Genomic DNA, 13226 nt, shown 5'->3' with positions numbered 1-13226 from the left:
CTCTGCCGGCGAGGCGGGGCTCGTCACCCCGCCTCCCCGAACGGTCAGTTCAGGACAAGCGGGGTAAGCGCAAGCGTCTCGGCCCGCACTTTTTCGCGCTCCGCGTCGGAGAGCGGGATAAGGCCCTTGTCCGTCAGGTAGCCAAACTCGCCAAACGCTTGCTCGCTGGTGAATTCACTGAGAAACTCCGTGATCCCCGGAACTTTGCCGACATGGGCGTTCTTCACGTAGAAATAGAGCGAGCGGGAGATGCCGTAGCTTCCCTCGGCGATATTCTCAAATGTCGGCTCGACACCGCCAACCGTGCTGCCCTGCAGCTTGTCGGCGTTCTGGTCAAGGAAGCTGAACCCGAAGATACCGAGCGCATCGGGGTTGGCCTCAAGTTTCTGGACGATCAGGTTGTCATTCTCGCCCGCTTCAATATAGGCGCCGTCCTCGCGCACCGAATGCGCCGCGCTCTTATAGGCGTTGCCGTCCGATTTCTTGAGGTCCCGCAACAGCTCGAATTCATCGGCGCCCGCTTCCATCGCAAGCTCGACAAAGGCATCGCGCGTGCCGCTCGTCGGCGGCGGACCCAGCACTTCGATCTTCACGGCGGGGAGTGAGGGATCAATATCGCTCCAGCGCGTGTAGGGATTGTCGACCAGCTTGCCCTCCACCGGCACCTGCTTGGCGAGCGCCATGAAAATCTGCTTCGTGGTCAGATGAAAGAGCGGCGATGCCTTGGAATTGGCGATGACGATGCCGTCATAGCCGATCTTGACTTCGGTAACCGCCTCAACGCCGTTCGCGGCGCAAGTATCGATCTCGGACTGCTTGATGCGCCGGGAGGAGTTGGTGATATCGGGCGTATCAAGTCCCGCGCCCGCACAGAAAAGCTTCAGCCCGCCGCCCGAGCCCGTGCTCTCGACGACCGGGGTTTTAAAGCTGCCGCTGGCGCCGAACGCTTCGGCGACGACCGTTGAGAAAGGGAAAACCGTTGATGAGCCGACGATCCGGATCTGGTCGCGGGCCAGCGCCTCACCCGAGAAAGCGGCGGCGGCAACTGTTGCCGCGATTGCAAGACCAATAGTTCTGTTTAGCACGTGTCATTCTCCGTTCATTACTGGCGACAGCATCTCTGTCGGTAGCTGAACTCTGCGCTCGACTGGCGTCAGAAATACTACAGTTCCATGACACATTTGTTACAATGAACGGTGTTCCTAAATAATATTATTTATCAATAGGTTATGATCCGTACACCGGAAGCCGCACGGTAAAGACGGAGCCTTCGCCAGGGCGCGATGTGATCTCAAGATGGCCGCGATGGCGACTCACGATATGCTTGACGATGGCAAGGCCGAGCCCCGTTCCGCCGAGCTTGCGGCTCCGATCGTCATTGACGCGGTAGAAGCGCTCGGTCAGGCGGGCGATATGCTCCTCCCCGATCCCCTCGCCCTCGTCGATCACGGAGACGCGCGCTTCCGTCCGCCCGCGCGTCAGATGGATCACCACCTCGCTTTTCTCGCGGCCGTATTTCAGCGCATTGTCGACGAGATTGGTGAACACCTGGGTGAGTTGATCAAAATCGCCGATGATGGCGACATCGCCCTCCGGCATCTCGAGACGGATGCGTTTATCAAGCTCCGCCGCTTTTGCGCGCAAAAGATCGGCAACCGCGCCCAGCAGCCGCGCCATCTCCACCTTCTCCGTCGGGCGCGTATGCTCGCTGATCTCGATCTGCGAGAGCGAGAGAAGATCGTTGACTAGCTGCGACATACGCGCCGTCTGCGTCTGCATCATCGTGAAGAAGCGCTCATGCGCCGCAACGTCATGACGCGCAGGCCCCATCAGCGTCTCGAGCGCCCCCGTCAGTATGGCAAGCGGAGTGCGGAGTTCATGGCTCGCATTGGCGATGAAATCAACGCGCATCTGCTGCATCCGCCGTGCCTCGGTAAGATCGTGCAAGGTCAGGATCAGTTCGGCGCCGACGCGCTCCTCCTTATCCTTCAGGCTGACGATATAGCCGGCGACATGGCGCGGGACGACATCGGGGACGGTAAATTCGATCCGCTCGCTTTCCCGCGCCCCGCCATCAGCGGCCAGATCGACCGCTTTCAAAAGCGCCGGATGACGGATGAAGCGGCTGAGATCTCCGCTCATCTCGGGCGCGTGAAAGAAGCGCTTGGCGGCCGCGTTGGAGCGGTTGATCTGCCGCCCCCGCCCAAGGACGAGGACAGGATCGGGCAGGAGATCGAAAAGCAGCCCCGTTTCCGTCTGGCGCATTTCCGCTTCGCGCAGCATATGTCGCAGAACGCGGCGATACTGCTCCATCGCCAGCAGCAGATTGTCGACCGGGAGCAGTCCACCGCCCGCGCCGTCCGTCGCCTGGACAGCGAGCGGCGACATCGTTGCCGCCTGCTCCATCCTTTCGGCAACCCGTCGAAGCTCCCGCCGGATCCGCAAATATATGAGAAGCGAGGGGAGAGCAACCGCGCCCAGCAGCGCCGTATATTCAAGGCCGGTTATGCCGTCCCGAAACGCGGGCAACAGCAACAGCAGCGCAAGCGGTCCCGTCGTCAGCAGGAGGAACAGCAGAAAGCGCCAGAAATTGCCGGGATCAGGGGACATTTCACCTCACTCAATGACGAAAAGGCCGCGGGACGATGTGGGCGGCCTCCCCTTTTGCCGCCGCTTTCTTACGCCCCTGTGACAACGGACAGCGTCTCGCCGATTTCGCGATTGAGCACCAGCGTCGCGTGATGATCGAGCGGCGTCGGTTCGCGGTTGAGGATGACCAGATCCGCCCCCCTCTGGCGCGCGATGAGCGGCAGTTCCGCCGCCGGATAGACGACGAGCGAGGAGCCGATGGAAATGAAAAGATCACAGTCGAACGCCGCCTCCGTCGCCCGGCGCATCTCAGCTTCCGGCATCGCCTGACCAAAGGAAATCGTCGCCGTCTTGATCAGCCCGCCGCAGTGTGCGCATTCGGGCAATGTCCCGTCGGGGATAAAAATCTCGCGCACCGCCGCCAGTTCCATCCGCGCGTGGCAATCGAGGCATTTTGCATAGGTCGTGTTGCCGTGAATTTCGATGACATCGTCCTCAGGAATACCGGACGCCTGATGCAGGCCGTCTATATTCTGCGTGATCACCGCCTTGAGCTTGCCGCGCCGGTAGAGATCGGAAATCGCCCGGTGACCCGCATTCGGCTTCGCCGTCGCCATCACGCTGTCCATGGCGAATTTGCGCCGCCAGCTTTCGCGCCGCGCCTCGGGCGAGCTGATAAACTCCGAAAAATCGATGGGGCGGTTCTTCTCCCAGAGACCGCCCGGGCTTCGAAAATCGGGGATCCCCGATTCCGTGCTGATCCCGGCGCCTGTGAAAACAACAATTTTCCGGCTCGCAGCCACCATATCCGCAAAGCTCTGCAACGTCTCGTCGCTCATCCTTATCCCTCTGTGCCTTGGAAACTGTCCGCGTCTCTCTCTGTTTCTATCGATTATAGGGCATAAACAGCGAAAAAAGTCGTGAATAAAAAAAACCCGGCGCGCCCCGTCACAGCTGCCCTGATCATTCGTTATCTGTACATGTTCATTAGCGCATCATAAGACAAATGGAGGGGAACATGAAAAAGGATAGCATGAACGATCTCGTCGCCCGGGAATTTTCCGATGCACTCGCAAGGTGTCACCAGCATGGCATCGACGCCGGCACGGTCCGCACCGGGCTGCTTACCATTGCGATTGCGAATTTCGTAAACGGTATCGGACTGCAGAACACCGTCGCGCTCTTCGCCGCCCTGCCCGAGCATATCCGCGCCGGCATGTTCGATCGCTTCATCAACCCGGCGCTTGGCGACGGCGGCGGTCACCCGGTAGCGGTGCCTGCGCCCGCATCGCGCCCCGTCCCGGTTGCGCCGGCCCCCTCGCGGCGGCGGCTGATCTAGAGAGGCACGGCGCAATGCGCAGTTTTTCGCCAATTTTAGGACAATTTTCCTTATGCATTAACCGTTTTTAAGGAAGATATCCCTACGATGTGGCCATTGGTTCACTGATCAGAAGAGAGGCCCGAGCCGTGCCACATCATAATCTGCTTGCTGCCCGCTTACGGATAGCCCTTCTCGCCACCACTGGACTGGTTGTCGCGGGCTGTAACACCACCTCGACGACAACCGCGTCGGCCTACCCGACCTCGGCCGAGTCAGCGCCGGTCGCAAGCCGCGCGGCCGACGCACCCGACACCAAGGGACTTAATTACAAATCCCTGATGCGGGTGGCCGATCGCGCGCGGGATCGCAATGACGCGCCGACAGCCCTGCGTCTCTATGCAGGCGCCGCGGAACAGGAGCCGCGCGCAGCCGCGCCGCTTCTCGCGATGGGCGATATCCTTCGCGAAACGGGCAAGCTCGATCAGGCCGCCGCTGCCTATAACGAGGCGCTCATGCGCGATCGCAGCAGTATCAATGCGTTGCAGGGTCTCGGCTATATCTATCTCCAGCTTGAGAAGCCCTATCAGGCATCGCAACATTTCACCCGCGCGCTCGAGATCAACGCAGAGGATGCGAAATCGCTTGGCGGCCTCGCCGTCGCGCTCGACAAGGCCGGCGATCATACGAAGGCGCAGGACTACTATCGCAAAGCCATTCAGGCCGATCCCGAGAACCTCAACTACAAAAGCAATCTCGCCCTCTCTCTCGCCCTTAGCGGCAATACGGATCAGGGCATCGCCATTTTGAAAACGGTGACCGAAATGCCGGAGGCAACCGCCAAGCATCGCCAGACGCTGGCGCTGATCTACGGGCTGGCCGGCAAATCGGGCGAAGCGCTGAAATACTCCCGCATGGATCTCTCCGAGGAGGAGACGCGCAACAACGCGCTCTATTTCGCAGCGCTCAACGGCAAGACGGATGAGGATGTCCGCACCCTCGATCAGCAGATGCGGGCAATGAAGGCATCGTATCAGCAACCGGTCGTCGCTGAAAAGCTCGATGCGCCGCGGCTGCCGGAAAATCCGGACCGGCTCGTTGCCCGGATGGATACCGATCATCTCAGCACCGATGCATCGCGCACCAAGCCTACGGACGCGCCGAAGAAGCTGATCCCGGCGCCGCTCGCGCCTGTCATGGTCGCCAAGGCCGACAGCGCGCAGGCCACCCCCGTGCAGGATATCGCTCCGGTCGTGACGGCCGAGAAATCTGCGCCGAAATCCGCCGACGAAATGATCGTCGCCCATGCGGAAGTCGTAAAGCAGCAGGCCAAGGCGACGGCGACGGCTAACGCTACGGCATCCTCCACGCCGAGTGCCCCCTCTCCCGCGGTTGCAGGCGCCGCCGAGAAGCCGGCCCCCTCGCGCGAATGGACAATCGCAAGCAAGCCCGCCGCACCGGCCGCCCCCAAAGCAGCCGTCGCCGCGGAGACCAGCGCTGCCACGCCAACCGTCATGAAGGCCGCCTTCACGAAGGAGGTCACCGCCTATCTGCCGGATGGCGGCAACTACTTCCTGCAGATCGGCTCCTATAAGGACAAGCCGCTGGCCGAAAAGGGCTGGCAGATTGTCCAGTCGCAGAACACCGACCTGCTCGGCGACATTGAACCGGTTTATAGCTACGCCGACCTTGGCGAGGACAATGGCGGTGTTCATTACCGCCTGCAGATCGGCGGCTTCAGCGACAAGGCGCGGATGCTGGATCTTTGCGCGGCGCTTCAGGCCCGCAGCTTCGACTGCTTTATGCCCGCACCGAAGAAGGCCGGACCCGCGCCTCAGCAGGCGCCCGCCCTCGCTCCCGGCCAGCGCATGGTCGATAGCGACGCACCTAGCCCCAAGACACCCGCGAACGGTATGGTCGCCGACACCGAGGATGTCCCCGGCGTCTTCTGAGGGGCTGACCCACGAATAAAGAAAGGGCCGGATATCATCCGGCCCTTTTTCTTTTGTCTGCGGCACGCCGATGCAGCGCTGTTTGTGGAACTAGCCTGGACGAGCCGAAGCGCTATCGATGCTCCAGCAAGGGCGCCTAGAAAGCGTCGATGGCTTTCAGGACGGCCGGGCCGATCAGGACGATAAAGAGGGCCGGCAGGATGAAGATAATCATCGGCACAGTCATGATCGCAGGCAGGCGGGCGGCCTTTTCTTCCGCCTTCATGAGCCGCTCATCGCGCATTTCCGAGGCCAGCACGCGCAGGGCAACAGCCAGAGGCGTTCCGTATTTCTCGGTCTGGATCAGCGTGTTGACGAGCGTCGTCATGGCCTGGAAATCAACGCGCGCGGCAAGGTTGGCGAGCGCCATCTTGCGATCGGGCAGAAAGCCAAGCTCGATGGAGGCAAGGCCGAGTTCATCGGAGAGCTCAGGTGCGGAGTTGGATATTTCACGGCATACGCGGTCGAGGCCGCTGTCGAGGTTGAGCCCGGCCTCGGTGCAGATCACCAGCAGGTCGAGCGCATCTGGCAGCGACTTGCGGATCGCCTGATAGCGCTTGGTGACGCGGTTCTTGACGAGGGTATCGGGCAACAGATAGCCGATCAGCCCGGCAAAGCCTGAAACCAGCAGCTTCACCGCGACGCCCCACTCCACGGCATGCGTGCCGAACAGATAGACCGCCGTCAGGACGGCAAACAGAACCGGCAGCGAAATTTTTGCAAACAGATAGGCCACCAGCGCATCTTTCGAGCGCCAGCCGCCCTTTGCGAGCTTGGCCGCGATCACCTGCGCCCGCTCCCCGCGCATGAGCTGCAGCTTCTTGACGACGCGGTGCATGATCGTTTCGCGCATCACCAGCTTGCTGCGCTGCTTGGTCTGGCCGAGCATCTCGGTCTTCAGCTTGTTGCGCCGCTTCTCAAGGCTTTTGATGCGGGCCGGCAGCGTGTCTTTCACAAGCAGCGCGTTCCACATCATCATCACAACCGCGAAGGAGGCAACGCCCGCAATCAGCGCCAGCATATTCTCATCGCGCAGCCAGTCGGGAAAAAGGGTGACGATATCGACCATAGCGACCTCCTAGATCTCGAAGCGGACCATTTTCGCCATCACGCCGACGCCGAACGAGATCATCGTCAGCCCGGCGCCGATCATATACATGCCGCGCGGATCGTTGATGAGGGTCAGGACGTAGGAATCATTGGCGAGCCAAAGCAGGAAGAACATGATGAAGGGCAAGGAGCCGATAATCCAGGCGCTGGCCCGCGCTTCCGATGACATGGCTTTGATTTTCAGCTTGATCTGCCGCCGTTTGCGCAGGGTGTTGGCAAGCCCGCCGAGCGTTTCGGCAAGGTTACCGCCGGTCTCGCGCTGGATCGAAATGGCGATGATCAGGAATTTGAAATCGGGAATATCGATGCGCCGCGCGACATCCCAAAGCCCCTGCTCGAGGCTCTGGCCGATGCGCATGGCGTTGGCGACGCCGCGGAACTCCTTGCCGACAGGATCGGGCGCATCATTGCCGACGGTGACGATGGCCTCACTGATGGGAAGGCCGGCGCGAAGTCCGCGGCAGAGCAGCTCGATCGCTTCGGGGAATGTTTTCATGAATTTATTGATCCGCCGCTTGCCGAGGAAGCCGATGGTGACATGCGGCAGGAAAAGGCCGGCCGCGAGCCCGGTCGGGATGGCAAGAAACATCGGCAGGCCATAAAGATAATGGCCCGCGCCGATGATCAGCAGAATCAGGATGCCGGTAAAGGTGGCATAGCGTGAAATGGTGATCTTGTAGCCGGTCTTTTCGAGACGGATTTTCAGCTGTTCCGGCTTCGGGATCAGCGCCCGGATGATATTGTCGAGGATCTTGAAGCCGCTGGTATCCTGCTTGCGGCGGGCCGAGTGACGGGCTTTTGTCGGATTTGACGGCTTCTGCCCCTCGCTGATCTCGGCGAGCCGCCGTTTCATATCGCGGCCGTGGCCATCGTCCCCGGCGAGAGCAAAGACGAGCGCGAGCGAAACCAGCAGCGTCGCGCCGCCAACGACGAACATAAGTGTCATCTGATCCATCACATCGCTCCTACAAGCATCTTGTCGAGACCGAAATAGGCGGCGCGCGGCGTGAAATGCGGCCGCAGCCCGGATGATTTAAACTCGCCGATCAGCCGCCCGCCCTTGTCCTCGCCCTGGAACTCGTACCAGAAGAGATCCTGCATGGTGATCACATCCTCTTCCATGCCGACAACCTCGGAAATATAGGTGACGCGGCGCACCCCGTCGCGCATACGGCTGACCTGGACGATCAGGTCGATGGCCGACGCAATCTGCGTGCGCACCGCCTTGGCCGGGAGATTGACACCCGACATGCCAACCATATTCTCAAGCCGGGTCAGCGCCTCGCGCGGGCGGTTGGCGTGAATGGTCGAGAGCGAGCCGTCATGGCCGGTATTCATCGCCTGCAGCATGTCAATAGCTTCACTGCCGCGAATTTCGCCAAGAATGATGCGATCGGGGCGCATACGCAGCGCGTTTTTCAGAAGATCGCGCATGGTGATCTCGCCGCCGCCCTCAAGATTGGCGCTGCGGGTCTCAAGCCGCACCACATGCGGCTGCTGCAGCTGCAGCTCCGCCGCGTCTTCGATGGTGACAATCCGCTCGCCCGGGTCGATCAGCTGGGAAATGGCGTTCAGCATAGTAGTTTTACCCGAGCCCGTACCGCCCGAGATCAGGATATTGAGCCGGCAGCGGCCAGCAACGCGGAGAACGGTCGCCGCCGCCGGCGACATATTCTGCTGGCGCTCCATCACATCAAGGGTGATTTTCTGCTTGGCGAATTTACGGATCGAGATCGACGGCCCGTCGATGGCGAGCGGCGGGATGATGATATTGACGCGGCTGCCATCGGCAAGACGGGCATCGACGAGCGGATTCGATTCGTCGATACGCCGCCCGACATGGCTGACGATGCGCCCGGCGATCTGCATCACATGGGCATTGTCGCGGAACTGGCAGTCGGAGAGGACGAGCTTGCCCTTCTGCTCGACATAGACCTGCTTCGGTCCATTGACCATGATATCGGTAATGCTCTCATCGGCGAGCAGCGGCTCGAGCGGGCCGAGGCCGAGCATGTCATGCATCAGGCTTTCGGTCAGTTCCCGCTGTTCGCGCTGATTGAGCTGGATGCGCTCCTCGATCAGGATATCGGTAACGATATCGGAAATATCGCGCGCCAGATCGAGCCGGTCCATGGTGACGGCGGCGCTGATATCTATCCGCTCCATCAGCAGCGGCTGCACCGTCTGCTTGATCGCCTCGAGATGCTTGTTCATCGGCTTGCCGGTCGTCTCCGGCGCCATCGACATATTGAAGAGCGAGGCCGAGGTGACGCCCTCAGCGGGTGCGCGCGGCTCCTCATCCGGCTGTTTTGCGAGCGGAACGACAGGGATGATCTCGTCATCGTCGTCGCGCTCCGTCTGCGTCTGGGCGGCAACTGAATCGATCGGGCGATCGAATGTCGCTTCAACCTCGACCGGTGCGTCGGGATCGGCGCCGAACACCGTCACGCCCTCTTCGACGATCCGCGTACTATGGATTGCCTGTTCCGCCCCGTCGCGGTCTTCCTGGGGGAAAGACGGCTGGGCATCGGGCCGGGAGACCGCTGTGTCGATCCGGTTGCGTTTCTCACTCAAGCGGTGCCATAGCGCGTCCGTCAGGTCATTGACCAGCGTGCGCTGTTCAAGCACGTTGAGATCGATCCGTTCGCGTTTCATCACATCGCGCAAATAGGCCCGGACCATCTGCGCCGCGGCCGAGCGGTGCGCATTGACATCCATCTGCGGCAACAGGTTTTCCAGCACCTCGGGCGCCAGTTTCACCGCAAGGTCGGCGGGCAAAGCGCCGCCGGCGCGGGCTGCGGCAAGCGCGGACTTATCCTTACCGTCGGTTGATGATGAACGCCATAAGCTCACGGTTCAACCCCACTTACTTCTTTTTTCTGCCACCGGGAATGATCGTGAACAGGCCTTTTTTCTTCGGCTTTTGATAGCCCGATACATCGGCCGCCAGATCCTGAAGCGCCTTGAAGATCGGCGCTTTGGTCGTGACTTCGGCAACCGCCTTGCCGGCGTTGGCGCAGACGGTCAGGGTCTTGCAATCCTCCGGAATCACATAGTCCACCGGCTCATTCAGACCGCGCTCGAAATCCGCCTTGGAAACCTGCGCCGACCGCTCCTGCCCGACGCGGCTGACGACTTTCAGGATGCGCCCCTTGGTCTGCAGCGAGGTCATCGCCTGGGTGATGCGGTTGATATCGCGAATGCCGGCGAGTGACTGATCGGAGACCAGAATGACCGTATCGGCCGCCGCGAGCAACGCGCCCTGCGTCGGCAGCATATGGCGCGGCAGATCGACGACGAGCTGGTTGTAGTCCTGGCTGATCTCGCCGATCAGCGCATCGATCGAATCCTCGCTCACCTCGACCAGCTCGTCGATCGGCTCTTCGGTGCCGAGAACCGCGAGACGGTCCCCATCCTTGACGATGGCGCTGTCGAGGAACAGCTTGTCGAGACGATGCGGATTTTCGAGCGCCTCGCGAAAGCCCCCGCCGGTTTCAATATCGAGCGAAAGCGTGGTCGTTCCGAAATGCAGGTCCATGTCGAGGAGCGCTGTCGGCTGCTTCTGCACATTGGCCATGATCCAGGCGAGGTTGGTGGCGATCGTCGTCGCGCCGACACCGCCGCGCACGCCGACGACAACGCTGAGCCGGCCGCTCTGCTGGGCCTTGATCGCCTGCGAATGGCGATCGACATTCTCGATCGCATCCTTCATCAGATCAAACGTCAGCGGCTTCACCAGATAGTCCTTCGCGCCGAGCGCGACCATCTTGCGAAATTCGCCGACGTCATTGGCGGCGCCGACGACGATCAGCGTATTTTCCGCCCCCATCTTGCGGACAAGGCGGGTGATGTCGCCTTCGGGATCCATGCTTTTGGTGATATCGACCAGAACGATCTTTGGCGAGCTGCCGGGCTCGATGCGGCCAAGCGCGGCGGTAATGCCGCCGTCCTGCGTCGCGTCCTCGGAAAAATCAAGCGCGGCACAGACTTCGCGGCTGACCGAAAGCGACTTGTCGTCATCGACAAAGGCCATGAAGTCCTCACACACCGCATTGCCGAAAAGCGTGCTTAAAGAAGATGCTTTCGCCATGATCTCTCGCTCCTTTAATTGGCGGTGGCAGCCGCAGCGCCGCCGCTGCTGCTACCGCGATATTTTTCAACGGCCCGCGCCGCCCGCTCGCCAAGCGTCATATCCGCATCAGACGGATCCACGAGGTCACGCGGGTTCGCCACCATGCCGGCCAGCGCCTCGGCATTGGCGCAGCCCATATAGGGAAGCGGCAGATTCTCGTAGCCCAGCCCCTCCGGCTTGTGCCAGCCCTTCTGGCAGACCGGATCGACCGTCGCGACATATTTCACGAAGGTGACACGGAGCGCGTTGGGCATGCTCTCGGTGCTGACGCGCGGCGAGACTTTAAAGCCGCGGTCCTGGAGGAAAGAGGCGACCGCGGCAAAGCGCTGCTCGTTCAGCCCGCCCCCGCCGTCGCGCGGAAACTCCACATCGACAGGCTCACCGAAATTGATGCCCTGCGCGTCGACAAAGCCGAGCAGGCGCCCTTTCTCCATATCGCTGAGACCCGATTGCGCAGCCGGGAAGCCGACGATAATTGTCGGGTTGAGCGTGCTGACCGTGATTTTCTTTTCGATCGTTGCGTTTGCCGGCGTCGCGGTGATGTCATAGGCGCCCATCAGCCCCGCGGGCGAGGTGCAGGCGGCCGTCAGCATCAGCAGTCCGACGAGCCCGGCAAGGGAGGCGCTCTTCTTCAAAAGATTCACTTGCATCAGATCTACTCCAGAATAAAGCCGGCCGGACCGACAAGTTGCACATCACTCTCCGCCGTCTTGATCACGCTCCGCTGATCAGCGGCGGTCGCGGCGTCGCCATATGTCGGGCGGAAATTGCGCGCGCCGAGATAGAGATCCCTGTCATTGGGCGGGATGTAGCCGTCCGTCGGCTCGGCAATGCGCGAGTTGCTCGGCTTGACGAGATAGGGCGTCACGATAATCAGCAGCTCCGTCTCGTTGCGCTGGAAGGACGAGGAGCGGAACAGGGCGCCAAGGATCGGGATATCGCCAAGGAACGGCGTTTTGGAGATATTGTTGTCCCCGTCATTGCTGAGCAGGCCGCCGATTGCGAAGCTCTGTCCGCTCGCGAGCTCGACCGTTGTCTGCGCCCGCCGCGTCAGCAGTGACTGGATGAAGGCGCCGCCCACATTGATGGCGGAGGTGGAGGAAAGCTGGCTCACCTCGGGCGCAACCCGCAGATTGATGAGATTCTCCCCGACGATGGTCGGCGTAAAGCTGAGCGAGACGCCGAACGGCTTATATTCGACCGTGATCGCGCCATCTTCCTGAGGGACGGGGATCGGGAACTCACCACCGGCGAGGAAGTTTGCAGATTCGCCGGAAAGCGCCGTCAGGTTCGGCTCCGCCAGAATGGTCAACAGCCCCTCTTCATCAAGCGCGTCAATGACGTTCAGAATATCAACATTGCTATCGGAATAACCGGAGACAAAGTTGGAGCCGGCGCCAAGGCGGTTAATGGTGCCGCTCGCGGCGTTCCCCACGATATCGGTTGGCGTCGCAAAGCCGAGGAAGGCATCGCCAATGCGACCAAAAACTTCCCAGTTGACGCCGAACTGCTTCGTCACAGAGCGCGAGACTTCCGCAATGCGCACCCGCAGGTTGACCTGCATGGCGCCGGCCACCTCGATGCGGTTAAAGACCGTGCCGCCGCCCAGATAAAGCGCCGCCATGCGCCGGGCGTCTTCCGCCTGCGCCGCCGATTTTACCTTGCCGGTCAGCATGATACCGGTCGGGGTGGAACGCGCCTGAAGTCCGCCGCCGGGGCTGATCTCCTGCAGCGCCGCATTCAGCGACGTGACATCATGGGTGATGGTCACGGGTGAGTTCAGCAGCACCTTGCCTTCCGAATCGAGGGCGAAAAGATTGGTGCTTCCGGTACCCTTGCCGAACACATAAATAATGGTCGGCGACTGCACCTGGACGTCGGCGAGTTCCGGATTGCCGACAAAGACGGAGGTTGCCGGACGGTCAAGCTGGACCAGCTTGCCCGAATTGAGCACGAGCTCGAGGATGTCCCCCTTGGAATTGATGACCTGCGCGGCATCGGTTCGGCTCGGAGTGGCAAGGGTGAGAAATACTCCCACGCCAAGCGCGGCCGTGAGCTGAATTAGTCTTGGCAACATGGGCCCTAC

Annotated in this window: 11 protein-coding genes; 2 read left to right on the top strand and 9 right to left on the bottom strand. The window is 61.2% G+C overall.

Annotated elements, in window-relative coordinates:
* Positions 1–44: 44 nt before the first annotated feature.
* The 3 genes from V7Z56_RS02825 to V7Z56_RS02815 all read right to left on the bottom strand — a co-directional run bounded on the left by V7Z56_RS02825 (position 45) and on the right by V7Z56_RS02815 (position 3428).
* On the bottom strand, positions 45–1085 hold the full coding sequence (locus tag V7Z56_RS02825; RefSeq protein ID WP_334127827.1) for a PstS family phosphate ABC transporter substrate-binding protein: 1041 nt from the start codon (positions 1083–1085) through the stop codon (positions 45–47).
* Positions 1086–1227: 142 nt separating this feature from the next.
* Positions 1228–2610, bottom strand: a complete 1383-nt coding sequence (locus V7Z56_RS02820; RefSeq protein WP_334127826.1) for an ATP-binding protein — start codon at positions 2608–2610, stop codon at positions 1228–1230.
* Positions 2611–2678: 68 nt separating this feature from the next.
* Positions 2679–3428, bottom strand: coding sequence for an SIR2 family NAD-dependent protein deacylase (locus V7Z56_RS02815; RefSeq protein WP_334127825.1), 750 nt, complete (start codon positions 3426–3428; stop codon positions 2679–2681).
* Between the two features lie 179 nt (positions 3429–3607).
* Here V7Z56_RS02815 and V7Z56_RS02810 point away from each other — a divergent pair, with 179 nt between their 5' ends.
* On the top strand, positions 3608–3928 hold the full coding sequence (locus V7Z56_RS02810; protein WP_334127824.1) for a hypothetical protein: 321 nt from the start codon (positions 3608–3610) through the stop codon (positions 3926–3928).
* Positions 3929–4056: 128 nt separating this feature from the next.
* Positions 4057–5859 carry an SPOR domain-containing protein gene (locus V7Z56_RS02805; RefSeq protein ID WP_334127823.1) on the top strand — a complete coding sequence of 601 codons (1803 nt, stop codon included), beginning with the start codon at positions 4057–4059 and terminating at the stop codon, positions 5857–5859.
* 136 nt (positions 5860–5995) lie between these two features.
* Here the strand turns inward: V7Z56_RS02805 and V7Z56_RS02800 are convergent, their stop codons facing one another.
* The 6 genes from V7Z56_RS02800 to V7Z56_RS02775 form a co-directional block, all read right to left on the bottom strand.
* On the bottom strand, positions 5996–6967 hold the full coding sequence (locus V7Z56_RS02800) for a type II secretion system F family protein (protein ID WP_334127822.1): 972 nt from the start codon (positions 6965–6967) through the stop codon (positions 5996–5998).
* 9 nt (positions 6968–6976) lie between these two features.
* Positions 6977–7963, bottom strand: a complete 987-nt coding sequence (locus tag V7Z56_RS02795; protein WP_334127821.1) for a type II secretion system F family protein — start codon at positions 7961–7963, stop codon at positions 6977–6979.
* Positions 7963–9456, bottom strand: a complete 1494-nt coding sequence (locus V7Z56_RS02790; protein WP_443023739.1) for a CpaF family protein — start codon at positions 9454–9456, stop codon at positions 7963–7965. The genes V7Z56_RS02795 and V7Z56_RS02790 overlap by 1 nt, the downstream gene beginning before the upstream one ends.
* A gap of 418 nt (positions 9457–9874) precedes the next feature.
* Complete coding sequence (locus tag V7Z56_RS02785) at positions 9875–11098, bottom strand: AAA family ATPase (RefSeq protein ID WP_334127819.1); 1224 nt, start codon at positions 11096–11098, stop codon at positions 9875–9877.
* 14 nt (positions 11099–11112) lie between these two features.
* Complete coding sequence (locus tag V7Z56_RS02780) at positions 11113–11790, bottom strand: CpaD family pilus assembly lipoprotein (protein ID WP_334127818.1); 678 nt, start codon at positions 11788–11790, stop codon at positions 11113–11115.
* A gap of 5 nt (positions 11791–11795) precedes the next feature.
* Complete coding sequence (locus V7Z56_RS02775) at positions 11796–13217, bottom strand: type II and III secretion system protein family protein (RefSeq protein ID WP_334127817.1); 1422 nt, start codon at positions 13215–13217, stop codon at positions 11796–11798.
* Positions 13218–13226 lie beyond the last annotated feature (9 nt).

Source organism: Sneathiella sp. (genome assembly GCF_036844445.1).
Lineage (GTDB): Bacteria > Pseudomonadota > Alphaproteobacteria > Sneathiellales > Sneathiellaceae > Sneathiella.
This window is presented reverse-complemented; position numbering and strand designations above follow the sequence as displayed.

What these genes read in the sequence shown, in the direction of transcription:
- V7Z56_RS02820 (WP_334127826.1), bottom strand. Translation starts at nt 2,610, where the DNA reads ATGTCCCCTGATCCCGGCAATTTCTGGCGCTTTCTGCTGTTCCTCCTG.
- V7Z56_RS02815 (WP_334127825.1), bottom strand. Translation starts at nt 3,428, where the DNA reads ATGAGCGACGAGACGTTGCAGAGCTTTGCGGATATGGTGGCTGCGAGC.
- V7Z56_RS02810 (WP_334127824.1), top strand. Translation starts at nt 3,608, where the DNA reads ATGAAAAAGGATAGCATGAACGATCTCGTCGCCCGGGAATTTTCCGAT.
- V7Z56_RS02800 (WP_334127822.1), bottom strand. Translation starts at nt 6,967, where the DNA reads ATGGTCGATATCGTCACCCTTTTTCCCGACTGGCTGCGCGATGAGAAT.
- V7Z56_RS02795 (WP_334127821.1), bottom strand. Translation starts at nt 7,963, where the DNA reads ATGGATCAGATGACACTTATGTTCGTCGTTGGCGGCGCGACGCTGCTG.
- V7Z56_RS02785 (WP_334127819.1), bottom strand. Translation starts at nt 11,098, where the DNA reads ATGGCGAAAGCATCTTCTTTAAGCACGCTTTTCGGCAATGCGGTGTGT.
- V7Z56_RS02780 (WP_334127818.1), bottom strand. Translation starts at nt 11,790, where the DNA reads ATGCAAGTGAATCTTTTGAAGAAGAGCGCCTCCCTTGCCGGGCTCGTC.
- V7Z56_RS02775 (WP_334127817.1), bottom strand. Translation starts at nt 13,217, where the DNA reads ATGTTGCCAAGACTAATTCAGCTCACGGCCGCGCTTGGCGTGGGAGTA.